The 22,959-nt window shown below is 39.2% G+C and carries 33 protein-coding genes and 4 pseudogenes; 24 read left to right on the top strand and 13 right to left on the bottom strand.

Going from position 1 to position 22,959, the window contains the following annotated elements; genetic code table 11:
• The 4 genes from FS875_RS07285 to FS875_RS07270 all read right to left on the bottom strand — a co-directional run.
• A partial coding sequence (locus tag FS875_RS07285; RefSeq protein WP_144755032.1) for an antA/AntB antirepressor family protein occupies window positions 1–261 on the bottom strand: 261 nt, incomplete at its 3' end.
• Between the two features lie 62 nt (window positions 262–323).
• Window positions 324–707: a hypothetical protein gene (locus FS875_RS07280; protein WP_144755030.1), complete on the bottom strand. Its 384-nt coding sequence runs from the start codon at window positions 705–707 to the stop codon at window positions 324–326.
• Between the two features lie 407 nt (window positions 708–1,114).
• Window positions 1,115–2,170, bottom strand: a complete 1,056-nt coding sequence (locus FS875_RS07275) for a type I restriction endonuclease (protein ID WP_144755027.1) — start codon at window positions 2,168–2,170, stop codon at window positions 1,115–1,117.
• 19 nt (window positions 2,171–2,189) lie between these two features.
• Window positions 2,190–2,843: a LexA family protein gene (locus FS875_RS07270; protein WP_144755024.1), complete on the bottom strand. Its 654-nt coding sequence runs from the start codon at window positions 2,841–2,843 to the stop codon at window positions 2,190–2,192.
• Window positions 2,844–2,935: 92 nt separating this feature from the next.
• Between FS875_RS07270 and FS875_RS07265 the strand changes: the two genes are divergently transcribed.
• Window positions 2,936–3,211, top strand: coding sequence for a helix-turn-helix domain-containing protein (locus tag FS875_RS07265; protein WP_144755022.1), 276 nt, complete (start codon window positions 2,936–2,938; stop codon window positions 3,209–3,211).
• A 99-nt stretch (window positions 3,212–3,310) separates the two neighbouring features.
• Window positions 3,311–3,676: a hypothetical protein gene (locus FS875_RS07260; RefSeq protein WP_144755019.1), complete on the top strand. Its 366-nt coding sequence runs from the start codon at window positions 3,311–3,313 to the stop codon at window positions 3,674–3,676.
• An 8-nt stretch (window positions 3,677–3,684) separates the two neighbouring features.
• Here FS875_RS07260 and FS875_RS07255 read toward each other — a convergent pair whose 3' ends face one another.
• Window positions 3,685–4,551: a hypothetical protein gene (locus tag FS875_RS07255; protein WP_246067881.1), complete on the bottom strand. Its 867-nt coding sequence runs from the start codon at window positions 4,549–4,551 to the stop codon at window positions 3,685–3,687.
• A gap of 39 nt (window positions 4,552–4,590) precedes the next feature.
• On the opposite strand from FS875_RS07255, the gene FS875_RS07250 reads away from it, so the two are divergent.
• The 6 genes and pseudogenes from FS875_RS07250 (at window position 4,591) to FS875_RS07220 (ending at window position 8,319) form a co-directional block, all read left to right on the top strand.
• Entirely contained in the window at window positions 4,591–5,067 is a 477-nt protein-coding gene (locus tag FS875_RS07250; RefSeq protein ID WP_144755017.1) for a crossover junction endodeoxyribonuclease RuvC, read from the top strand.
• Window positions 5,060–5,759: pseudogene (locus tag FS875_RS07245) on the top strand (YdaU family protein); the annotation flags it as partial. The gene FS875_RS07250 and the pseudogene FS875_RS07245, both read left to right, overlap by 8 nt.
• A 201-nt stretch (window positions 5,760–5,960) precedes the next feature.
• Window positions 5,961–6,536 carry a hypothetical protein gene (locus FS875_RS07240; protein ID WP_246067880.1) on the top strand — a complete coding sequence of 192 codons (576 nt, stop codon included), beginning with the start codon at window positions 5,961–5,963 and terminating at the stop codon, window positions 6,534–6,536.
• Between the two features lie 166 nt (window positions 6,537–6,702).
• Window positions 6,703–7,029: a hypothetical protein gene (locus tag FS875_RS07235; RefSeq protein ID WP_144755011.1), complete on the top strand. Its 327-nt coding sequence runs from the start codon at window positions 6,703–6,705 to the stop codon at window positions 7,027–7,029.
• A gap of 271 nt (window positions 7,030–7,300) precedes the next feature.
• Entirely contained in the window at window positions 7,301–8,044 is a 744-nt protein-coding gene (locus FS875_RS07225; RefSeq protein WP_144755008.1) for an antA/AntB antirepressor family protein, read from the top strand.
• Window positions 8,041–8,319 carry a hypothetical protein gene (locus FS875_RS07220; protein WP_144755005.1) on the top strand — a complete coding sequence of 93 codons (279 nt, stop codon included), beginning with the start codon at window positions 8,041–8,043 and terminating at the stop codon, window positions 8,317–8,319. The genes FS875_RS07225 and FS875_RS07220 overlap by 4 nt, the downstream gene beginning before the upstream one ends.
• A 45-nt stretch (window positions 8,320–8,364) precedes the next feature.
• Here the strand turns inward: FS875_RS07220 and FS875_RS07215 are convergent, their stop codons facing one another.
• Together FS875_RS07215 and FS875_RS07210 are read right to left on the bottom strand one after the other, a co-directional pair.
• Window positions 8,365–8,793 carry a type II toxin-antitoxin system HicB family antitoxin gene (locus tag FS875_RS07215; RefSeq protein WP_144755002.1) on the bottom strand — a complete coding sequence of 143 codons (429 nt, stop codon included), beginning with the start codon at window positions 8,791–8,793 and terminating at the stop codon, window positions 8,365–8,367.
• Between the two features lie 65 nt (window positions 8,794–8,858).
• Window positions 8,859–9,050: a hypothetical protein gene (locus FS875_RS07210; RefSeq protein WP_004859817.1), complete on the bottom strand. Its 192-nt coding sequence runs from the start codon at window positions 9,048–9,050 to the stop codon at window positions 8,859–8,861.
• A gap of 306 nt (window positions 9,051–9,356) precedes the next feature.
• Here FS875_RS07210 and ssb point away from each other — a divergent pair.
• Together ssb and FS875_RS07200 are read left to right on the top strand one after the other, a co-directional pair.
• Window positions 9,357–9,753, top strand: a pseudogene (ssb, locus tag FS875_RS07205) (single-stranded DNA-binding protein).
• Between the two features lie 11 nt (window positions 9,754–9,764).
• Window positions 9,765–10,307, top strand: a complete 543-nt coding sequence (locus FS875_RS07200; RefSeq protein WP_144754999.1) for a hypothetical protein — start codon at window positions 9,765–9,767, stop codon at window positions 10,305–10,307.
• A 3-nt stretch (window positions 10,308–10,310) separates the two neighbouring features.
• On the opposite strand, the gene FS875_RS07195 is transcribed toward FS875_RS07200, so the two are convergent.
• Together FS875_RS07195 and FS875_RS07190 are read right to left on the bottom strand one after the other, a co-directional pair.
• Entirely contained in the window at window positions 10,311–10,733 is a 423-nt protein-coding gene (locus FS875_RS07195; RefSeq protein ID WP_144754996.1) for a type II toxin-antitoxin system HicB family antitoxin, read from the bottom strand.
• 20 nt (window positions 10,734–10,753) lie between these two features.
• Complete coding sequence (locus tag FS875_RS07190) at window positions 10,754–10,936, bottom strand: type II toxin-antitoxin system HicA family toxin (RefSeq protein WP_038473319.1); 183 nt, start codon at window positions 10,934–10,936, stop codon at window positions 10,754–10,756.
• Window positions 10,937–11,296: 360 nt separating this feature from the next.
• On the opposite strand from FS875_RS07190, the gene FS875_RS07185 reads away from it, so the two are divergent.
• From FS875_RS07185 to FS875_RS07120, 13 genes and pseudogenes are all read left to right on the top strand, one after another.
• Entirely contained in the window at window positions 11,297–11,611 is a 315-nt protein-coding gene (locus FS875_RS07185; RefSeq protein WP_144754993.1) for a hypothetical protein, read from the top strand.
• A 3-nt stretch (window positions 11,612–11,614) separates the two neighbouring features.
• Window positions 11,615–12,180: pseudogene (locus FS875_RS07180) on the top strand (hypothetical protein).
• Window positions 12,181–12,560: 380 nt separating this feature from the next.
• Window positions 12,561–13,112 carry a hypothetical protein gene (locus tag FS875_RS07170; protein WP_139413553.1) on the top strand — a complete coding sequence of 184 codons (552 nt, stop codon included), beginning with the start codon at window positions 12,561–12,563 and terminating at the stop codon, window positions 13,110–13,112.
• Window positions 13,113–13,142: 30 nt separating this feature from the next.
• The gene (locus FS875_RS07165) at window positions 13,143–15,071 is read left to right on the top strand and encodes a phage terminase large subunit family protein (RefSeq protein WP_144754991.1); all 1,929 of its coding nucleotides are present in this window, start codon (window positions 13,143–13,145) and stop codon (window positions 15,069–15,071) included.
• 3 nt (window positions 15,072–15,074) lie between these two features.
• Complete coding sequence (locus FS875_RS07160) at window positions 15,075–15,323, top strand: phage head-tail joining protein (protein WP_144754988.1); 249 nt, start codon at window positions 15,075–15,077, stop codon at window positions 15,321–15,323.
• Entirely contained in the window at window positions 15,323–16,870 is a 1,548-nt protein-coding gene (locus tag FS875_RS07155; protein WP_144754985.1) for a phage portal protein, read from the top strand. The genes FS875_RS07160 and FS875_RS07155 overlap by 1 nt, the downstream gene beginning before the upstream one ends.
• A pseudogene (locus FS875_RS07150) lies at window positions 16,860–17,911 on the top strand (S49 family peptidase). The gene FS875_RS07155 and the pseudogene FS875_RS07150 overlap by 11 nt, the downstream one beginning before the upstream one ends.
• Entirely contained in the window at window positions 17,797–18,174 is a 378-nt protein-coding gene (locus tag FS875_RS07145) for a hypothetical protein (protein ID WP_246067883.1), read from the top strand. Before FS875_RS07150 ends, FS875_RS07145 begins: the two are co-directional and overlap by 115 nt.
• Entirely contained in the window at window positions 18,171–18,542 is a 372-nt protein-coding gene (locus tag FS875_RS07140; RefSeq protein ID WP_144754982.1) for a head decoration protein, read from the top strand. Before FS875_RS07145 ends, FS875_RS07140 begins: the two co-directional genes overlap by 4 nt.
• Before the next feature lie 12 nt (window positions 18,543–18,554).
• Window positions 18,555–19,631, top strand: coding sequence for a major capsid protein (locus tag FS875_RS07135; RefSeq protein WP_144754979.1), 1,077 nt, complete (start codon window positions 18,555–18,557; stop codon window positions 19,629–19,631).
• Window position 19,632: 1 nt separating this feature from the next.
• Window positions 19,633–19,974: a head-tail joining protein gene (locus FS875_RS07130; protein WP_144754976.1), complete on the top strand. Its 342-nt coding sequence runs from the start codon at window positions 19,633–19,635 to the stop codon at window positions 19,972–19,974.
• Window positions 19,975–20,289: 315 nt separating this feature from the next.
• Window positions 20,290–21,024: an antA/AntB antirepressor family protein gene (locus tag FS875_RS07125; protein WP_144754973.1), complete on the top strand. Its 735-nt coding sequence runs from the start codon at window positions 20,290–20,292 to the stop codon at window positions 21,022–21,024.
• Window positions 21,021–21,299 (top strand): hypothetical protein, encoded by a 279-nt coding sequence (locus FS875_RS07120; protein WP_144754970.1) that lies wholly within the window; start codon window positions 21,021–21,023, stop codon window positions 21,297–21,299. The genes FS875_RS07125 and FS875_RS07120 overlap by 4 nt, the downstream gene beginning before the upstream one ends.
• A gap of 43 nt (window positions 21,300–21,342) precedes the next feature.
• Here the strand turns inward: FS875_RS07120 and FS875_RS07115 are convergent, their stop codons facing one another.
• The 4 genes from FS875_RS07115 to FS875_RS07100 all read right to left on the bottom strand — a co-directional run bounded on the left by FS875_RS07115 (window position 21,343) and on the right by FS875_RS07100 (window position 22,753).
• On the bottom strand, window positions 21,343–21,663 hold the full coding sequence (locus FS875_RS07115; protein ID WP_144754967.1) for an addiction module antidote protein: 321 nt from the start codon (window positions 21,661–21,663) through the stop codon (window positions 21,343–21,345).
• The gene (locus FS875_RS07110) at window positions 21,650–21,952 is read right to left on the bottom strand and encodes a type II toxin-antitoxin system RelE/ParE family toxin (RefSeq protein ID WP_144754964.1); all 303 of its coding nucleotides are present in this window, start codon (window positions 21,950–21,952) and stop codon (window positions 21,650–21,652) included. Before FS875_RS07110 ends, FS875_RS07115 begins: the two co-directional genes overlap by 14 nt.
• Before the next feature lie 153 nt (window positions 21,953–22,105).
• Window positions 22,106–22,417, bottom strand: a complete 312-nt coding sequence (locus FS875_RS07105; protein WP_144754962.1) for a helix-turn-helix domain-containing transcriptional regulator — start codon at window positions 22,415–22,417, stop codon at window positions 22,106–22,108.
• A 12-nt stretch (window positions 22,418–22,429) separates the two neighbouring features.
• The gene (locus FS875_RS07100) at window positions 22,430–22,753 is read right to left on the bottom strand and encodes a type II toxin-antitoxin system RelE/ParE family toxin (protein ID WP_144754959.1); all 324 of its coding nucleotides are present in this window, start codon (window positions 22,751–22,753) and stop codon (window positions 22,430–22,432) included.
• A gap of 106 nt (window positions 22,754–22,859) precedes the next feature.
• Between FS875_RS07100 and FS875_RS07095 the strand changes: the two genes are divergently transcribed.
• Window positions 22,860–22,959: lysozyme (locus FS875_RS07095; RefSeq protein WP_144754956.1), on the top strand; the 100-nt coding region annotated here is incomplete at its 3' end.

Here is a 22,959-nt window from a genome sequence, read left to right as displayed (position 1 = left end):
ATTATCGGTTTTATCTGTTTCTATTTCAGATTTTGGACAAATCTTTTTTTTGTTCCATTCTTGTTTTGTAAAAACAAAATCCACACCTTCTTTTAGATCAAGCTTTTCAACACAATCATTAAACCAAGTATTAAAATCTTGTTTTAAATTTAAGTACCTATGCATGACATGGGCATTGACCATTTGGACATAACCTATACTATTGTCTGCCTCGTTTTCAGGTATGAGATATCCTTCACTATCATTATCATGTGTGTTCATAAGTTTACTCTAATCAATTATTGATGGGAAAAAGGGGGCGCTTTTAAACGCCCTTCAGAATTTTAAAGCACATCACAAGGACGCAAACGGTGCTGCTGTTCATAAGTCCCATAAAACTCATCATTATATCTTTCTTTTGCTAAATCATCTAAAAGGTCATTGTAAGTATCACTTTCGCGTACAAAGTAATGAACCACACTCTCCTTATGGAGATGGTCGATATTTTCTTCTACATATGCGTCTGCAATTTCTTCAGAAATGTCTTCACAACTATTTTCAGAAGGATTTATACGAAAGATTTGGATAACATCATCTACCCCATTAACAATGCTTAGAATTTGACTTGCATCAAGCGGTCCAGATTCTGCAATGTGTTCATCTCTATCGAAGTAAACTGAATGAACTAAGAGAATTTCATTAGAATTTATGAGAATTGGCTTTTCCATAATTTCCCCTCCCTAACGCCTAATAGCGATTGTTTGTGTTAATGTAATTTAATCTACACCAGATCGGCTTTTGCTTCTTCGTGATATGTTGTTATAGAGAAGTATACCGTAAAGGATTATTATGGCAAGCCATTTTATGCTAAAGTGGTTTTTTTATAAATGAACTTTAATATTTATTACGAATCGGTTTGAGTATTGTAGCGTTCAGTGTAGAGGCATGATACTTTCTAGTATCCCGTAAAAAAATAAATCAGTTAGCTGTATTTGAAATTTATATGCAGGAAAAATTGGGGCAGTGTGCAGACAGAGCCAATCGATGGGTAGATAACGCCGTAGTTTTTTATAAAAACTGCGGACGAACAAAAAAACCCCGCTTCAGCGGGGCATACATAGGTTGTTAGAATATCTTATAAATATTTTTTTGCTGTTTCTCTTATTCTGTCTGCAAAATCATAAATATTATCTAGCGTTTCAATACCGACTTTTTCATCAATATCAGTATCGAAAAGGGCTAGTTGCTTATGTTTTCTGTTAAAGTGCAGTCGAACCAACGGCTTTCTGTTATTATTGTCAATTAAAATAGCGCAGTACGACTTTGCATCTCTGATAACAATACGGTCGGCAGAAATAACTTCGCGCGCAATTGCCTTGACAATCATGAAGCCTTCAACTTCCTCTTCGGTCGTTATTATGGCATGTTCATTACCAATAGATGTAGCAATATTATCTTGCTTGTCGGTTTCAGTTGTTGTTTGTAAAGCGCTAGAAAGCCGACTTTTTACCGCATCAGATATTACTTCGCGAAACGCATTTTTAGTAACACCTGTGAGCATTTCTAAGACATTAGCAGTCAGGCGCCCTTCATAAACATCCGCACAAGCAACACGAACAAAACCTTCGGACGGATTTTCTATTTCTTTTTGGATGTTTTGTTTTATTCCAGATACATATTTGAGCTGCTCGGCTGTCACCAATATATTTTCAATATTAAATGCTGAGCGTTCAAACTTTTTAAGCTCTGTAAGTACCACAGTATTGTATTCTATTACATCAAAAGTAAGGAATGGCCTATTATCGAGCTTGTTTGCAGCATCAAGATCTGTGTAAAAATGAAAAAATCGACCATTTGTCAAAATCGCGAATTTAGCATTCGTTACACTAAAGTATCGATATAATTGACTTAAATGCTTTGAACTCAATTCGCAAGATATCGGTTTGCACTCAAAAAGAATACGTATCTCACCGTCTATACGGATAGCATAGTCAACTTTTTCACCTTTTTTACCAACGGCATCAGCAGTAAACTCGGGAATGACTTCAAGTGGATCGAAAATATCATACCCAAGTGCGCGCAGAAACGGTAAAACGACCGCTGTTTTGACCGCTTCTTCAGTTAACATAGTATCTGAATGATTTTTGACTTTATCAGCTATTATTTTTAAGCTCTCGTCTACTGTCCCCATTCCCGCTTCTCCTTTGTTTTCAGGGTTTTCTTAAAATCCAAAGAACTTTCCCAACTATACGAATCTCCTCTCCATCAGTTGCCCCATTTATTTTGATAGGTTCTTGATGATTGGGTTCAGTACTTTCAGGCCATAGTTCAAATCCACTAATAGTTTGACGTATACGTTTAGCTGTACGCTCAATCATTTGACCATTGAATCGGCTGCGTTCAACTATCACGAGATCGTTAGGTTCCACATTAATGCCGGCTTTTATTATGTCTACGCAAATAAGTTGATCACCATCACGAGCAATTTTGTTAAGGCAGTTGCCCTGGATTTTTAAAGCAAATTGAAAGTGAGCTGGGTATTTCGAGGTGCTGGGTACATATTCTATGTCATCAAATCCAAAATCCATATCTTCGACCGACATCCACGAGCTAGCAGCAACTTTTCCTATCACCGGTATCATTCCAATAGCATTAGATATGGGATGTATTTCCTCGTTTTCTGGGAAAAGAAGATTAAACGGCTTTACACCAAGATGTGGTGCTAACTTTTCCGCCCACTCTTTGGTTAATTTTCGCTCACCTTTTTCAAGCCGTTTTATTTGAGGTTGCGTGGTACCAGCTTTTTCAGCCAATTTCACCTGTGTGAGTCCCAAATCTTTCCTCAATTTTTTAATTATATGCATGCTCTAAACCTACACCAAGACTGCTTATTTAACAAAGCCCATAAAGGTATTTTTTATTGACTAAAAAGTCTTTTATGGTATTTATTTGAGTTATGGAAAAATTGAAATCATATCTCACACTAAATAAATTATCTCAAGCCGAATTTGGGAAGCAAGTTGGCGTAGCACAGAGTACGATTAACAGGTATTTACGCGGCTTGCGGTTTCCTGAGCCTGAAATTGTCTTAAAGATTGAAAAGACAACCAATGGTATTGTTCGTCCCGTTGACTGGTATGTCGATTTATACCCACGCCCCTCTCTTGAAGAGGTGGGCGTGCCACTTACTACAGCTGATAACAAACACCCACAGCATAATTCACAGACTTAAAGAAGAAAGATCATGAGAAACGGGATATTGAAGAAACTCTACACACGGATTTGTAGATTAATAGGTTGTAATACGAAAATCGAGAATGGAGATATATTGGTGGAAGAATGGAGAAAAGTACCATATCGTGACTGTAGCGTAGAAGATCTTGTGAAACGACACGAAACTCACACAACAATTCTTAAAAAACAAGAAGAATGGCATAAGTTAAAATTTGATAGTTGGATGAGATGGCATAAAGAAACTCTTGCAGAGCGAGATAAGTCAATTGAACAACAGCAAGTAGCACTTGAAAACCTATCAACTTTAATTAAGCAAAAAAATAAGACACTGTATGAACAAAGATTAAAGTTGGCTTCACAAATGGAGCTAATTGATAAATTAAATAATAAAATCATTTGCTTAATTAACAAAAAAGAAGAACCAAGATTGATCGATTTTATTTTTGCAGGAGAATGCTTTTAATTTTGGCATCAAAAAAACCACAAATGAGGATTATCAGCCAAAAAAGAATATTCAGGGCCAAATTCATCATATGTATCTTTTGAGCGTGGATATGAGGCCCAAAAATGAACAGTGAATGTTTCCTCTGGATTAACAATCGAAGTGTGGTCAAGTGTAAAATTTGCAATGTTGCGGGAATTAGGCTTACGGCAGCTAATTATGAGATCTAAAAAAGTGTAGCATTTAGCACGTATAATAAAAAAATTCAAAGCAAACTCTGATGAAGCATTTGATTTTATATTTTGGGGACATAAAGCAATGAGTTTGGGAGTTGTTCTTTTAATGACGAGGTGTTCACCTGAAATTTTAGATGGCCATCTAACGAAAGGGCAAGCATTTTTAACAAACTTAAAGGGACTTTTTTTCGATATGCGTATATTCCTTATCATTATATCTTCTCTAGTAAGGTTTTTAATGCACAATTTCACCCTAACGCGTGAAGTGCCTTCATATTTTTGTGGGAAGAATGCTGCCTTCAATTTCAAATATGGTCCCAAATCCCGTGCTTTTTTATCTTCTAATAGAATAGCTGTCTGGGTTTCTGATGCTATAGTTTGTCGTTGGAAGATTTTAAGCTGTTTTTTTAAGCTTCGTTGTTGCACAAAAAGTGTTACCATTCCAGTAATTACAGTAGCAATGATAGGAGCAATCGTAAGATTATTACTTATCCAGTGCAGCAAAAATACAGCACCATCATTTATCCGGTGCAATAAGAATACAACCTTATCAACTATCCACCCTTGCATCATAACTCCCCCCACTTTTTTAGAATCGTTGGGAGGATACTTTTTCACAAACATCTTTGCAAGACAGGCAATCGCAACGCGCTCTGTCATAACGCACGCATAAACAAACAACAACCTTAAGGGGGGATTATGATCACGCATGCACAAACCATTCTCTGTCTTGATCTAGGGTCTAAGACAGGTTGGGCTATATGCGGTGCTGATGGTCACATCGTCAGTGGTGTTATGAATTTCCAGCCACGTCGTTTTGAAGGCGGTGGTATGCGTTACTTACGCTTTAAGGGGGGACTATCAGAAATAAAGCAGGCAGTAGGCAGCATTGATGCCGTGTATTTTGAAGAAGTACGCCGGCATATCGGTACTGATGCAGCCCATGTGTATGGCGGTTTGTTAGCAACCTTAACGGCGTGGTGTGAACATCATCAGATACCGTATGAAGGCATTCCTGTTAGCACAATTAAGAAAGCAACGACAGGAAAAGGAAACGCCTCAAAAGTAGAAATGATTAAGGCGATGTATGCAAAAGGGCACGCGCCTGAAGATGATAATGAAGCAGATGCTTTAGCAATTTTATATTTAATGAAAGAAGGGGGTGCGCATGTCTAATGGTATGCCATGGGTAAGATTTTATTTGTATGACTGGATAAGTGGTACAAATGGAATGACATCTGAACAACGGGGCGTTTATATAACCCTTCTCGTTTGCATGTATGAAAAAAAAGAACCACTTAAAACAGACTTTCAAACGCTTGCACGCATTTGTCATTGTTCGCAGAAAAAATTTGCAACGATTGTCGAATATCTCATGAAGAATGATAAACTTATTGAGACAGATGATGGATTGTGGAATACGCGCGTTGAAGAAGAGCTAAAAGATTTTGCTGATAAAAAAGACCACATATCACAAGTTCGTAGTGAAGCTGGTAAAAAAGGTGCGCAAGCAAAAAACAAGATAAAACAACATGTTAATAATTTTGCTGAAGCAAATGATAAGCAAAATGGTTTTTTTGCTGAAGCAAACGCTAAGCAAAATCAAGCTATAAAGAACCAGAATAAGAATATATATAAAAAAACTAAAACTATCGTTTTAGCAAAAAAAGAAATTAATTCTGAAAATTTAGAAACGAACGATTTGGTTGAAGAGCCAATCGAGGATGATGCTCTCAAAAGCCAATCAGAACAAATCGAAGCGGGTGTAGAAAACCAACCACCCATTCACGAGCAAGAAAGCGTTCCGAAAAAAGCAAAACAAGCAAAAGCTAATCGAGAGTGTCAATTGCCTGCCGATTTCAAACCTAATTTGCAATACGCTGTTGATCAAGGATTAACACATGATGAGGCGTTATTAGAATTCGAAAGATTTAAACTTCATTGGCAAGATAATCCAAATCGAAATGCTAAAAAAAGTGATTAGCAAAAGGCTTGGTACAAGTGGATTACACACCAAGAATATGGACTTCTAGCCAAGAAACGAGAAAAATTAGAAAAGGAAAAACGCTATGCGAATGAACGCTATAAGCAACCATCAAACAACTTCTCCACCAACCTCGCAGAAAGCTTCAGTGAACTCAAAGCAGCAATCTATGCTGGCGATACTTACGGATCAGAATGCAGCAGAAATACAGAGACTATCAGTTCATTTGAAAGAACTTGCAAAGAGGGTGGACCGGAGTTGGTATCCTCGGATCTCTATGAGAGGAAAGCCGTTGACGCAGGAGGAAGAAGTGCAAACTTTGCAAGATTGTAACCGCTTACAAACACTGCTTTCACGGCAAGTTACAGTTGAACATATCGGGGCGGCAGCTTATTTGCTTTCTGGTCTCAAAATACCGGCAAATACAGACTCTGATGTTATCGCTTTGAACTATAGCATAGCGTTAGCAGACGCTTCAGAGCACGCTCTTAAACGAGCTGTTAAGGACGTTATACGTGGAGAAGCAAAGGGGTTATCAAAAACCTTTATGCCAACAGGGGCAGAGCTTGCAGATTATTGCAGAAATTTGAAAGCAGATCTTTTGTCAGAAGCATCAGTTATAAAATTGTATTTAACGTCACCTAATAGAACAGCAAAATAGTGAAAAGTGCTGATCATTTTGAGATTAGATATGTGTTTAAATCGATAGAAAGGTATCGTACAAAGCAATCATAAGGTTTTTTATAATAATTACATGGGAAATAAAAGAAGCTTTGTACAGTCAAATTTGAGATAAATAAACCCATAGGTAAAGTTAGGATTAAAGCATGCTCATTTTAAAACATTTATCCTTAATAAACCGTAAAAAGCCCATGCAAAAAAAGTTTGTGGCAACGGCTGTTGGCTATGTGCCATGGGGAGATGGAGCAGCAGAGTATTTTTACAACCTCTACGAATATGAAGACGGCACAAGAGAATGTGAAAAGTTTGAGGGCGGACAATATTATACCACACCAGAAAATGCCGACTTTAGCACCAAGGCGCAGGTGAAAGCGTGGGTTTACGGTGATCATTTGCCTAAGAGCGTTCTCCATTATGAAGCCTTGATAGATGAGCTTAATAGAGAGATTAAAAAACTATCAGGAGCTACTTGACATTATTTCTGCAATGTGTGTTTTCGAATCAGGTGCCTGAAAAACGCCTTATAATACCAAGCGGATTAGTTGCCGAAATAACTAATCTTCTGAACATTAAAGATTTTGACTCATTATATGCGGTAGCATATAACAGTCTTGTCGGGTGTGGTTACGCTATACAATACTTTTATAGGAAAGGTGTAACGACGGACTTGGTACCGTGTTTTTCAGCACCCGGCGCTCTTTATTAGAGTGTCAATGAAAAACCTCTATTACCAAGGAGTTCATTATGAACAATCTTATAGAAATATCAGAACAAGTCATTGATGGCGATACTGTCCAAACAGTAAACGCACGTGAGTTGCATGCATTTTTGGGAATTACATCAAAGTTTGCAGACTGGATTAAAAATCGCATTAAAGAATGTAAGTTTTTGGAAAATATAAACTTTATAACGCTTTCTAAAAATTTAGAAAGCGGTGGAAAGGTAAAAGAATACCATATTACCTTAGATATGGCTAAGCACCTTTCCATGATCGAGCGTAATGAAAAAGGACATGAAGCACGTCAATACTTTATCAAATGTGAAAAGCTTTTGAAAAAAGTAGCAACACCCCAAATAAATCTCGCCAATGCTTTGGAAAATCCGCTTACGATTAAACAGCTTCTTTTAGAGAGTATCAATCAATTAGAAGACTTAAGAAATGAAGTGAGTACACTCAAGCCAAAAGCAGAGGCTTTGGAAGGCTTAAAACGCTCTGATGGGCTGTTCGGTCTTATTGAAGCTGCAAAGATGTTAGAGGTACGACCAAAAGATTTAACTGATTATTTGCGTAAACATGATTGGGTCTATCGGCGTGCTCCAGGGGCGCCACTGTTAGCTTACCAAGATAAAATAAAGAAAGGTTTTATGGATTGTCCTGCGATTACCATTCAAAGACCAGATGGGACAGAAAAGATACTGCCTTCAACGAAAATCACCTCAAGAGGTTTGGCATGTTTAAGAGAACAAATTCATGGAGGTGTACAATGAAGGTAGATACTAACTTTTTATGCGATTTGTGGATAGCATTATCTCAATTTTCTAGACATGAAAATATGAGTGACAAAGATTGTACAGCTCTGGTGGATACTATGAGTGTCATAGAAAAAGCTTTGGTTTTAAAACTTCAAAATGAGATGCCAAACATACTTAAAATTTTAACAGTTCTTACAGATTTTGGAGATTCAGAATTACCACATAGCATGGATTCTTTGTTGCGCGCTTACGAACCAAATTTAGACAACCCCATTAAAAAGGTTGCTTAAGGTAAAAACATTCTCCTTCCCCATCTTTATGGTGGGGAAGATATTTCAAGCTGCGTTTTTAATTGTAATCACAACTTGCTTACCAAGAACAGTCAATGCCTGTTCTAGTGTTTGAAGTTTCGTTGGATAATTTAGATCAAGAATACGTCTTGCTTCTGTTTCTTTCTTCCCCAAACGATTGGCTAATTCTGTTTTTGTAATATTCGCTTCATGAAAAGCTTCTACCACTGCAAGTTTTAGAGCATTCCACGCATCCACAGTAATCTCTACAAGATCTTTATACTGCTGTGGTGTAGGGAGAGGCAAACCACGCATTGGATAGCTACGTAATGCTAACCCTAACGCTTCAACAGCATTCTCTAATGCCTCTGCTCTATTTTTCCCAGCTGTTATTGCTTCTGGTACATCTGGAAAGGTTACAACAAAACCACCATCTGGATCAGTTTCAAATTTTGCTTGATAAGTATATTCCATATCTGTAAATCTCCTTGCTGTTATGAAAGTGCTTCTGTGAGAGGTATAAAAACATTTAGAAAACTTCATACCCCTAACTGTTTTTTGATTATTTTCACATAGAGTGGAGTTAATTCACCAGATTTTATAACGGTCGTTTTATCTCCAAAAGTTACCAAATAATGCGATCCCTTCCCTGCATCTGGAGCCTCACTGTAATGAATACCTCTTTTTCTGGCTTCTTTACGTAACTCTCTAAGCAGCGCTTCTCTTTTCATTCACCCTCTCCCACTTTGCAATAAAACTGATGTCGCACAAAAAGGTTCGATAGTCAACAATAAATCGTACAAAAAAGTTTGATACAGATTTTGCTAATTTAGATCATGCTTATTGAAAAACTGAAGGCAAAACGAAAAAGCTATACATTTGTAAGACATGGCTTTTTGCTTAAATAATTTATCAAGCAACATTATAATCTAATACTTTAAAAAACTGTTATTAATTAACTGAAATAATTGAAAAAATAATTAAATTATGATAAGGTTTTATGTGTATAAAATGCAAATCAAATGGAACTCACAAACATGTTGAATAAAGTGATTTTAATTGGCTATCTTGGAGCTGATCCCGAAAGCAACACTATGAATTCTGGTGCCGAAATAGTTAATTTTAGGTTAGCCACTTCTGAGAGCTATACAGATAAAAATACCAATCAAAAAGTAGGGAAAACAGAATGGCATTCCGTGGTGGTTTTTAATTCACATTTGGCAAAAATTGCTCTTCAATATTTACACAAAGGCTCAAAAGTTTACGTAGAAGGCAAATTACAAACCCGTAAATGGCAAGATAAAGGCGAATTGCACCTACTTGATGCAAAGAAAGAGCAATCTCCCCCCCTCACCCGTGACTTCTCAAAATTATGCTATCGCCTCTGGTGCCTCCGATTATAGCGCATCTTTTAATGACAGTATGCCATTCTGATTGAAAAAAATATGACAAAAAGAAAAAAACGAGCAAAACGTGGTCGCCCACGCATTGAAGGATGTATCAGAGAACCCAATGGTCGTATCTCACGGACAAAAATGCCTCGTGATCCTATCGATAAATTGACAATAGAAACGCGTGCCAAACGCTTCTGTTTGACTATAGAAGAGGCAAAAAATCCGCTTTCCGGTACTTATATCGGACGGCTTTACTTACAAGGAAATCTCAATCAAGACCAATACGATGCTGCACAAAAATATCTTGAAGTGAGAAATAATTACCTCTGTGCAAAAGGTTTGCCTAATGCAATTTATGATGATTTTACTCCTTCATCAAATGAAGAGGCACAACAACGGTGGATTGAAAGAGTAACTCATTGTTATGAAGAAATGAAAGGGGTTATCAAAGAAGCGCAATATTTTTATCATCAATATAATCTTCATGCCGCATTACAATATCTTGTTATAGAAGATCAATCGCTATCTCATCTTGTAGGTTCGCTGTATATTGCTCTTAATGCGCTCCATACACATTTTACGCAAAACCAATAAGTTTCAAGCGGCATCTTGGATACTAATGGTAACTTCTTTTCCAAGAGTAATAAGAGTGGATTCTAAAGAGTCTAATTTTGTTGCGTGGTTTAAATCCAATAATCGGTCAATTTGTATTGGATTGAGTTTTAAAAGACGCGTAAGATCAGCTTTGCGTAAATTCTTTTCAACCATAGCGTTATGTATTGCAATTTTTAAAGTGACCAATGAAGATACTTCAACAAAAGGATAGGCAGTATCACGAGCCCCAAAAGGGACAACTTCTCGATCTTGGAAACGCCCCATAATAACTGTTAAAAGGGCATTTTTTGCGTGTTCCAAAGCCTCTTTTTCGTCGTTACCATAGGTAATAAATTCTTGAAAGTCTTTGGAAACGACAAGAAGAGTATCATTGTCATCTTTGATAAATTTAAGTGCATATTTCATTTACATCTCCATATTCAGACTTACCTTAGGTCAAGATCTTTAAGAATCTTTTGAACTAATCCCGTTCCTAATTCTTTCCGCGTACCATGCATAGGTAAAACGGATTTTTTAGAACCACGTTTTACAAGCAAATGGCCACCTTTCCCTGAGGTAAAACTGCAACCATGTTTTGTAAGATATCTTTTTAATTCTTGACTGTTCATAAATATAATATAACATCTAAAATGTTTAAATACAACATAAATGTTGTTATCTGTATAAAATTAAAGATTGGCTTTTAAAATACTAAGTTTTGATCAAAAAATAAAAAAATACAAAATATAGATTTTTTCTATTGACAATACGTGAAAAATCGTATTTAGTAGCAGTACGGCACTAGTCGTATTGTGTCTAAAATTCAAAAATATTCCCTAAAATTTGATAAAGTATTAAACTCTAAAAATGGTTTAACATACTGTTTTTATTGATAAAACTGGCTAATCTATTGTGCAAATGTCAAAAGCCATTAAATGACATTTATTGACCAATGATGTCATTAATTAATTCCCTCAAAAGGAGCAAAGATGAAAGTAATCATCACTAAGCCAATGTGTGTTCTTGGCGATAATAAAAGCACTATTCGTCTTGAAACCTCAACTCCAAGTAATCCATTTGTGGAGGTTTCCAATCAAGTCTACGCACGCCTCAAACGCGCCAATGCTGCAAAACCTTTTGTTGACGCCAAGACAACAGCAAAACCTGACAAGGCAGTTGAACAAATTAAACAGATAGAACAAGAAGCCGCACAAACATCATCTGAAACAGCAGCCGAGGAAATTCCACTCAAACAGCCAAAAGCATCTAAAGCTTCCAAGTCACCTACCTCCAAAAAGGCTTAGAAGTTGAAGTTAATCATCCATCAAAAGTGGTATCTTCAACAGGTAAAAGATACCTTTACCAATCTTCAAGCACCACGCCTTAATTGGGCTTTGCGGAATGCTATCAACACCGCAGCAAAACAAGTAGAGCGCTTTACTGAGAAGCAAGTTGCTGACATCTCATCAGCCCAATCAAAGCGCGTTAAAAAAGGCGTTTATATTAAAGGAAAGGCTACAGCTAAGTTTCTTGAGACAGATATCATTGGTTCTGGAACACCCTTGCCTCTTAAATTTTTTCAAGCAAAAGAAACAAAACATGGTGTGACTTACACAATGTTTGGAAAGCAAGAAATCTTACCTCATGGTTTTATTAAGGGGGGGCGTTTTCCAAAGCGTGTCGATTTAAAAATGGGGGGGAATGTGTTTCAAAGAGCCGACGGAGACCAATTCCCCATTGCAAAACAAGTGCTAAAGTTATCTCCAAGCCAGAAATTGCAAATGCTATCGCACAATATGCCAGTGAAAGACTAACCAAAAACATACAGAGACAACTCAAACGTCAAGAATACGCTGCCAATAAAAGAGGCTAGATCATATTCTTAAATTCTATCTCTATATTACATATCCTTATTGGTTCATACATTACATGTTCTTATGACAATTTTAAAAAAAGATCATCACTTATGCTTTGTATTTTCCATAAAAAAATCAATAAAATCAATGCAAAAGGTACTTCCCAACGGGTTGGCTTCGTTGCGGGGCAGGCGAGCGCGAACTATCGCTAGCGACAGAATTTTCAAATTGACTGAACATTGGACACATAACATATTGATAAATAACGAATTTAATGTGTTAAGTATTTTCTTATCATATTGAAGCTTGTTTTTCAGATGAGACCATAAATCTCTCTTTATCCTGATATGCCGTAAAACCTTACTTCTTAGGACAAAGAAGAAAGAAAGGGGCAATTATGAATAAGAAATCTCGAAAAGGTCTATCACTTCGTGCCTTTGCCAAAAAGATGCGTGTTTCCCCGAATGCAGTGGTTTCTCGTTTTAAAACAGGAAAATTTGATAAGGCTCTTTTTGAAGATGGTTCTGTTAATGAAGCGCTTGCAACAGCTATCTGGAATGAGAATCCAACAAAGCGCCCTGCCCCATTTTTAGCACCGGATGGTCAAGCACGCACAAAGATCAAACAAATCTCTACAGAGGGTGCCAATGAATACAAAATTAAACTGGAGCGAATGCAAGTTGCTCTTGAAAGCGAAAAGATTGCTCTTGAACGCTTACGCGAAACAACCGTTGACCGTGAAGAAGTCAAGAGAGCAGCGCGTGAGTTTGGAAGAGCACACCGTGACGCCATGTTGAATTTTCCTCACCGCTTTGGTGCAAGCATTGCCGCACAAGTTGGATGTGATGCTGCAAGCCTAATCGGTGCCATTGATTATTACATACGAAAAGCTTTGCTTGAAGCTGTTCATATTCCAGTTCCTTATCATGATCCTCAACCTCCAGAATGAGAGAGTTTTGGGGCGAGCAAAGAATGAATAATGGATGAGAATGCTGTTACAGAATTTTTCGCCAATGCCAATGATGCAAGACAACCGGACCCACCCTACACGGTTTCTCAATGGGCGGATAAAAATAGATACCTTAGTACCGTAGCAAGTGCTGAACCAGGATTGTGGAGAACAAAACGCACCCCCTATTTGCGCGAAATCATGGATAATCTTTCCTCGTACGTGCCTATTGAAACAACCATTGTCATGAAAGGGGCGCAAGTTGGCATGTCAGAGGCAGGACTAAACTTTTGTGGTTATGCTATTCATTATAGTCCAGGACCTGCCCTTTATGTCATGCCGACCGTTGAGACAGCCAAAAAGCTTTCAAAGACGCGGCTTGATCCCATGATTATGGCGAGTCCCGTTTTAAGTGAACGCATAGCCCCTGCTCGAGCGCGTGACAGCGGTAATACGATGTTTTCGAAAGAGTTTGATGGTGGGGCGCTGATGCTTACAGGAGCCAATAGTGCAGCTGGTTTGCGTTCTATGCCTATTCGTTATCTGATTTTGGATGAGGTTGATGGTTATCCTCTCAGTGTCGATAACGAAGGGGATCCAGTGATGATTGCGGAAAAGCGCACATCAACCTTTGTACAACGAAAGATCTTTAAATTGTCCACACCCACCCACCGTGACACAAGCCGTATTGCCAAGGATTTTGTGCTAGGAGATCAGCGATATTACAATGTCCCTTGTGATGCATGTGGTGTGCTCCAGCCGATTGTTTGGTCACAAATCAAATGGCCAAAAGGTGCGCCTGAAAAAGCTGTTTTTGTTTGTGCCCATTGTGGTCATGAGCATGCCGAACACCGAAAAACGGATTTGATGTGTGAAGAAAGAGGCGCATGTTGGGTTCCAACGAGCGAGTCAAGCAGACCCAATTTGCGCTCTTATCATATTTCTGCACTCTATTCCCCTTGGCTTACTTGGGGTGAATGTGCAAGAGAGTTTTTAAATGCCAAGGATGATCCAGCGCTTCTACAGCCTTTTGTCAATACAGTGCTTGGAGAACCATGGGAGGATAGAACCGGTGAGGTTGTTGATCCAGACAGCCTCTATGCAAAACGCGAAGACTATCCTTTAGCACCAGAACAAGCCGTCGTGTTGACGGCAGGCATTGATGTGCAAAATGACCGTTTAGAGCTTGAAGTGGTGGGATGGGGGCGCAGCGAAGAAAGTTGGCATATTGATTATCAAGTTATCCCTGGTGATCCCTCTTCTTTTGAAGTGTGGGACCAATTGGATGAATATCTTGCAAAACGTTGGCCGCATCCAGGCTATAAAGAGGGGATTAGAATAACGGCGGCTTGTATTGATACCGGTGGTGGACATACACAGGCTGTTTATAATTATGTGCGCCCGCGTGAGGGACGGCGTATCTGGGGCATTAAGGGACAAGCTGGCTGGCGTGCGGTATGGCCACGCCGCCCAAGCAGAAACAATAAAGGACAGATTAATCTTTATATTGTTGGGGTTGATGCGGCGAAAGATATCATTACAGCGCGCTTTAAAAAATCGGGTCCCGAAGCAACGGGGGCTGGTGCAACACACTTTCACAAAAGCCTTGATCGAGAATATTTTGACCAACTGACCGCTGAAAGAAAAGTGATTAAATATTTTAAAGGCTTCAAGCGTATCGAATGGCAAAAAAGTGAAAAAGCAAGGAATGAAGCCTTGGACTGTAGGGTCTATGCTTATGCAGCTTTACAAGGTCTGATTTCGGCAGGAATAAACCTTAATCGAGAAGTCGATATCTTAGAAGAGCGTTTGGAAAAACTTAAAATTGAGGGCTCTTTAGAGCAGCCAACATCAGAACATGTGCCCTCTCCTTCTCCAAGAAGATTTCAGATAACACAACCTAAAAGGAAACAATCCAGAACGGTGATGAATCCTTATATGCAAGGGGATTGGAGGTAATTTGTGGATGAAACTTTAGAACCAATAAACAGCAAACTTTCGAGACTGGAAAGTTTAAAAAGGCGACGTGAGCAAATTGAAGAGGCTCTTTATTCGGGTGCGCAATCAGTGCGTCACGGCGATAAGCAAGTCAGCAACCGCTCTGTTGAAGAACTGCGCAGAGCCCTTGAGATGCTGAACACACAAATAGCAAACCTTGAAGGGCGTAAACGTTCACGCGTGTTCTATTTTAACATATCACGAGGCTATTAATGGCTGGTTTGTTCAATAAAATTACGGGCTTTTTTACAATTTCTCGTCAACACAATCCCCATTTTGAAGCGGCAAGCAAAAGCCGCCGTATGGGTGGTTTTGATCCTGCTAAAAAACATATCAATAAAGCCATTGAGGAATGCGGTGATACCATTGTTGCCCGTTCAAGGTGGCTTTATGACAATGAAGCTCTTTATGGTTCTGCAACAGAGGAATGGGTCTCTGCCGCGGTGAGTGATGGGATTAAACCTTCTCCTCGCATTGAAGGCTTTAAAGAAGAAAAGAAAAAACTTTTAGACTTATGGTGGCAATGGGTTGATGAAGCCGATTATGATGAAGATGCCAGCTTTTATGGGCTGCAAGCAACCATTGCAAGAGAGGTCTTTTTAACCGGAGAGTGCTTTGTAAGATTGCATTATGTTGACCTTTATGGACGCTCTGGTGTACCTCTTCAGTTGCAAGTTTATCCTACCGAAATGTTGGATCTCACCTATAATGGACCGGCTGAGATTGAAGGCAATTACATTCGTATGGGAATTGAATTCGATGCCAGGGGTAAGCGTGTTGCTTATCATTTTTGGAAACATCACCCCTATGATGATTGTTCTGCAAGCACAGTCTTTGAGAGTCAAGAACGCATACGTGTGCCTGCTGAAATGGTCATTCATATCAAAGAGCGCCGTATTGCCGGACAATTGCGTGGTTCTCCCAAAATAACGCGCTGTATGACAAAAATCTTTCAACTCGAATCCTATGACGACGCAGAACTCGATAGAAAAAGGACGGCGGCTCTTTTCGCGGCGTTTGTCAAGGACAATTCACCAAACGTCGAAAAATTATCCGATAATCGTGATAAAAACAACGTTGAAGAAGAATACAAAGCACCTGTCATTGCGCCCGGTGCATCTCTTTATTTAGGAGAGAATAAAGAGGTTACATTCTCTAATCCTGTTGAGGTTGGTGGCTCTTATGAAGCTTTTCAATTTCGCAATATTTTAAAAATTTGTTCTGCTATCAACATGCCTTATGCCGTTGTGACAGGAGATGTTACACGGGGGAATTTTTCCAATGTGCGAACCTCCATTATTCAGTTTAGACGCCATGTCAAACAATGGCGAGAACATATCATTGCCTTTCAGTTTAATCGCATTGTTTGGGCACGTTTTGTCGAAATGGCAGTGCTTGCTGGACGTGTAAATTTACCCGGATGGGAAGAAAATTCCTTGCCATGGCTGCAATGTGAAAGCTTTGCACCACCCCTTGAAATGATTGATCCCATCAAGGATATCTCCGCAGAAAAAGAAGAAATCCGTGCTGGCTTGAAAACACGGCGTATGGCATTGGCTGAACGTGGTTTTGATATTGATAACATTCATGCCGAACTCGCAGAAGAACGCACAGATGCGCGCACGCGGGGTTTATCCTTTGATACCGATTATGCGCTAGCGCCCTCTGCTAGCAATCAACTGATTGATGATGAAGATTCAGAGACTTCTGAAACTTATGAAAGTAACCAAGGGAGTGAGGCGCATGCAAATGGCGAATAATCTTGATATGCCGTTTTTGGCATCCCGGCTTTTTGGCGTTCCCCTCATGCTTGCCTCCACAAAGCTTGATATTATTCTCAATGCTCTTGCCCCACGGCTTTTTGCAGGAGAAAAGTTTGCCGTGAGAGCATTGTTAGAAAAAGATGGTGCTCCTTTAAGACCACCAGAAACTTACGTAGTGCAAAACAATATTGCCATCATACCGGTTCACGGCACACTTGTACGCCGTGGTGCATGGCTTGGGGCTTTATCGGGTCTAACCTCTTATGAAGGTTTGGGGGCTTCTTTTCGTGAAGCGATTGGGCAGCCTGATGTTCGCGCCATATTGCTTGATATTGATAGTAGCGGTGGAGAAGCTGGTGGTGTGTTTGATCTTGTGGAAGAGTTTCAAGCACTCTCACAAAAATATAACAAACCCATTTGGGCACATGCCAATGAGGTTGCTTGTTCGGCAGCTTATGCCATTGCTTGTGCGGCTTCTCAAATCTGGATTGCCCGTACAGGAATTGTGGGCTCCATTGGTGTCGTTTGTGCGCATCTTGACCAGTCCCGTGCAGATGAAAAACATGGGCTTAAATGGACCTTTGTTTTTGAAGGGGATCACAAAGTTCATGGCAATTCTCACGAACCTTTGAGCAATACAGCACAGATAAAAATACAAGCAGATTGCGCCCTGCTCTACGAGATGTTTGTGGATTTGGTTAGGCAAAACAGACCTCTGAATGCAGCTGCAATCCGCGACACCAAAGCAGAAACTTTTATAGGCAACCAAGCCATCACGCTTGGATTAGCAGATGCGCAAGGGACCCTTGCGCAAGCTTTGGAAGCCTTAACGGATTCCATTAACTCACCCCAACAGCAACAAAAGAAGGAACAAACACATGGCACGCACACCCTATCGCGCTAGAGAAGACGATGATGAAAAGATTGTCGACGTCACCCATGAAGACGAAGAAGACACACTCGACATTGACGAAGATGCCGAAGACTTCGACGACGAAGAGGAAGATAAAGACAACAAAGATAAGCAGGAAACTATAAAAGCTGCTCTTGAAAAGGAAAGAAGACGCACACAGGCACTGACAAACCTTGAACAACAAGCAAAGCGTTTAGGTGTCTCCTTTGATGCAGCAAAAGCAATTCAAAGCGGCATGAATGTTGAGAAAGCTAAAAATGTTGTTCTCGCAGCCGCTGTCTCGAAAAGTTCCTCTTTAAAACTCTCGACCACAGCGCCCCACAGTGATGGGACGAACAAGACAAAAATTTATGCAAAATGGGAAGCAGCTTGGAGGGCAATAAAATGAATAATCAAGTTTTCTATGAAGATGTTCGCAATGGCGCTTATCTTGGACGCTATGACACGGATATGTCCAATGAAGAAGTGGTTTTTGCATCAGGGGCATTTGTTGAAGCCGGCACTGTTATGGGAAAAGTAACGGCAACGGGAAAATATGTTCCCCTTAATCCAGCACTATCAGATGGCAGTCAAACGCCGGCAGGGATTTCTTATGCCACTGTTGATGCAACAAAAGCAGAGCAACGCGCGGTGATTACAGCGCACTTGAGTACCGTGAAAGCTTCTGAACTGCTATGGCCAGATGCCATCACCGATGAACAGAAAAGTGTTGCCATTCAGTCTTTAGAAGATAATAACAAAATACTGTTGCGATAGGAGAATACACAAATGGATATGAACTTTTTTAAACACGACGCTTTCTCTGCTACTACCATGATGAAAGCGATTGAAAACTATGAATTTCAACCTGGTCTGATTAGTTCTCTCAAACTTTTTGAAGAAGTGGAAACAAGCAGCACAGTGGTTGGCATTGAAAGACGTGACAATACATTGTCCTTGATTAAAACCAGTGAACGGGGTGCCCCTTTGGTTGAAGGAGATAGAGAGGGGCGTAATCTACGGTTTTTAAAAACAACGCGTATTGTCAAAAGTGATACCGTAAAAATAGAAGACGTCCAAGGATGGAATATATTGAGTCCAGTAAATCAGTTAGAAACGGCAATGAAATATATTGCTGGAAAACAAAAGAAACTCATTTCTGAAATCGAATTGATATGGGAAAATATGCAACTTGGCGCTGTCCAAGGTGTTGTGCTTGATGCCAATAGTTCTGTCATTATTGATTGGTACAAGGAATGGGAAATTACACCCCAAAAGCCGATTGACTTTAAACTGAATGTTGAGACAACAAATGTTGCCGACCATGTTGATCAAGTCATTATGAGAATGATTGAGGCTTCAAAGGGGGCATTTTCTGATCGTTCCCGGATTATTGGGCTTTGTGGAAATGAATTCTTTTCCAAATTGAGAAACCATAAAACAGTTCGTGAAACCTATCTCAAGACAACTTTTGCACAAACATTCAATAACGCCAGAGATGTTACAACATTAAGTGCAATTGGTTCTGGGAGCTTTGGGAGTTTTGACTTTGCTGGTGCCACTTTCATTAATTACCGAAGTGTTCATAACTATAATGTGAGTGCAAAAGCTGGGACAAACCGCGCCATAGGAATTAAACCTGATGAATGCCAATTCTTTCCTGTCAATGCGCCTGGCGTATTCCAAAAAACCTTTGCACCAGCGGAAACTGAGAATTTTTCTCATACAATTGGAAAATCTCTTTACAACATTCTTATTCCAGATCCTGATCATAATACATGGGCCAAACTTGTGGTGTACAGCTATCCGCTTTACATCTGCACACGCCCTGAAATGCTCTTTAAAGCGGTCAGTGGAGGCAAATAACATGCGGTGGCACGGGTTGCTCAACAAAATGATTCAAGATGTACGCAACACCTTTGGGCAACCCATCATCTACACGCGAAAGGACAATCAACAATCGTTTCGGATTACAGCGATTTACACCATTAAACATTCAGAATCAGATGCTGGTGGAAGAATTCCTACAACAGTACCTCGAAAAGAACTTGATGTTTGTATTCATGATATCGGCGGCTTACCTCCAAAGCCTCAAGATAGCGTTGTGGTCATTTCTCCTAAAGATACTTCTCAAGAGCATTTCGTGATCACAGAGGTACAAGGCTCAGAATCCGGTATGTACAAGCTTATTCTGCGAGAGATAAAATAAAGATACACTTATTAATTTTTAAAAATATGAAGTCACCTATTGACAATATGGCAATAATATCTCTACTGTCGAATCAGGTGCCTAAGAAACACCTTAAAATACCAAGCGGACGGATTGCCGACACAATCTTTTTCCGTACATTAAAGATTTTGACTCATTATATGTCTATAGCATATAGTGATCTTATCGGGTGTAGCTATGTCATACAATACCCTTACGGGAAAAACATAGCGACGGACTTGGTACCGTGTTTCTTAGCACCCGATACCCTTCTAGGGTGTCATTAAGAAACAATTTACTACCAAGGAGTTCATCATGAACACTCTTATAGAAATTACGGAACAAACTGTTGGACAAGAAACTGTTCAAACAGTGAATGCACGTGATTTACACGCGTTTTTAGAAATTACATCAAAATTTGCAGATTGGATTAAAAATCGCATTATTAAAGAATGTAAGTTTTTGGAAAATATAAACTTTATAACGCTTTCTAAAAATTTAGAAAACGGTGGAAAGGTAAAAGAGTACCACATTACATTAGATATGGCTAAACACCTTTCCATGATCGAGCGTAATGATAAAGGACATGAAGCCCGTCAATACTTTATCAAGTGTGAACGGCTTTTGAAAAAAGTAGCAACACCACAAATCGATTACTCAACTCCTCAAGCATTACTTGGTGTATTGAATCACTTACAAAGTCAAATCGAGCAGAAAGATCATGTGATTGCTGAATTAACTCCAAAAGCAAAGGCTTTGGATGGCTTAAAACGCTCTGATGGGCTGTTCGGTCTTATTGAAGCTGCAAAGATGTTAGAGATACGACCAAAAGATTTGACTGATTATTTGCGTAAACACGATTGGGTGTATCGACGGGCTCCAGGGGCACCTCTGTTGCCTTATCAAGATAAAATCAAGAAAGGCTTTATGGATTGCCCTGCAATTACCATTCAAAGACCAAATGGGACAGAAAAGGTGCTCCCTTCAACAAAAATAACCTCCAAAGGATTGGCATGCCTAAGAGAGCAAATCCATGGAGATGTACAATGAAAGTCGATACTAACTTCTTATGCGATTTATGGATAGCATTATCTCAATTTTCTAATGATAAAAATGTGAGTGACAAAGATTGTAGTGCTCTGGTTCAAACTATGAATGCAATAGAAAAGGTTCTCATTTTAAAACTTCAAAATGACGTGCCTAATATTACAAAAATTTTGGCAATTCTCACAGATTTTGGAGATTCAGAGCTACCGCACCACTTGGATTCTTTGTTGCGCGCTTATGAACCCAATTTAAATAACCCCATTAAAAAGGTTGCCTAAGGTAAAAACATTCCCTTCCCCATCTTTTAAGGTGGGGAGGTGGTTAAGATACTTCTTCTAAAGTCGTTTGTTCCTTACAGTTATTTTTGACAGGAGTTAAACTCATTTGTAAATCCAAAGCACTTAAAACACTAAGAAACGTAGAAAGACGTGGATCACCTTTATCACTTAAAGAACGATAAAGAGACTCTCTTGATAGCCCTGTATTTTGAGCAATTTTACTCATTCCTTGGTTTTTTGCTATGATGCCAAGAGCATGGGCAAGATACTTACTATCTTTGCTTTCAAGAGCATCTTCTAAAAGAATTCTTTGTGTCTCAGGTGTCTTGAAATATTCACTTGTGTCAAATTTAGTAATTTCCATGTTTCATTTCCTTTACTAATTGAAGAGCTTTCTCGATATCCCTCTGTTGTGTAGATTTATCACCCGCATTTAATAATAAAATTATTTGTTTACCTTGTTTTACAAAATAGATTCTATAGCCAGGGCCATGATGTATTTTTAATTCTCCGATTCCACGGAAAAATTTTACATTCCCAAGAAATCCCGTTTCTATTCTTGCAATTCGTTTAACAATATGCGCTTGTGCAATCTCATCTTTTAAAGAATCTAGCCATTTTATAAAATACTCTGTTTTGTACACTGTAAACATTTGTAACTTATAAGATACAATTGCTACAATGTCAAATACATTCTTTTGTTCCAGTGAAACAAAGAAACGTATTTTAACTCATTCTATCTCAACACTAATTAAGGAAAAACACCCCTTCCTCATCTTTTAAGGTGGGGAAATAGCAAACTCAGATTAAACGTATGGAACGGGCCGTTCAAGAGGTTGTACAGCCAGGCGAAGCCCCATAGTACGCAATAAAGCATTCAAGCTGCGGAGCTCTGGATTACCTTTTTCTGAAAGTGTACGGTAAAGTTGTGTTGGATTCAGATTGGCTGCTTTAGCGACAGCTTGAACACCACCATAAGCTTTTGCCATTTGACGAAGTGTTACAAGCAATTCCCCCTGGTCACCATCTGCTAAGATAGCATCAAGGGTAGCTGCTGCCAACTCAGGATCATCATGAAATATTTCTGCCATCGCATCATCATGGTTACGGTCTTTCATTCTCGCACTCCTTTAATCTTCACGGTTTTGCCAATCACGCCAGAAAGCACATGCGCGAGTGATATCAGTGTCTTGTGTTTTTTTAGTACCACCGCATAAGAGCAATAATACGGTCTTGCCAGACTGTGCATAATAAACGCGGTAACCAGGACCAATATTCATACGCAATTCATAGACACCATCACAAAACGGTTTGAAATCGCCAAAGTTTCCTTGCTCTAAACGATTAAGACGGCGAATAATTGCAGCTTTAGCCTGCACATCACGCAGCTTTCGCAGCCAGTCAGTTATCAAGTCTTTGCCATCAGAAGTAAGGTAGTGACGTATTTCAAACATAATCTATATTCGTTTATAAACGAATATTTGTCAAGATAGAAAGAAATTTATTTTTAGATTTTCACTCAGCCTCACCTTGTGTGGGGCTTTTTTTATGGAGGAAATGATGCGGAAAATATCACAAGAAGGTCTTGCCCTCATGAAACAATGGGAAGGCTTACGCCTCAACGCTTATAAAGATGCCATTGGGGTATGGACAATCGGTT

Source organism: Bartonella saheliensis (assembly GCF_902162175.1).
The sequence above is the reverse complement of the archived record's forward strand: the minus strand, read 5'-3'. Positions and strand labels throughout refer to the sequence as shown.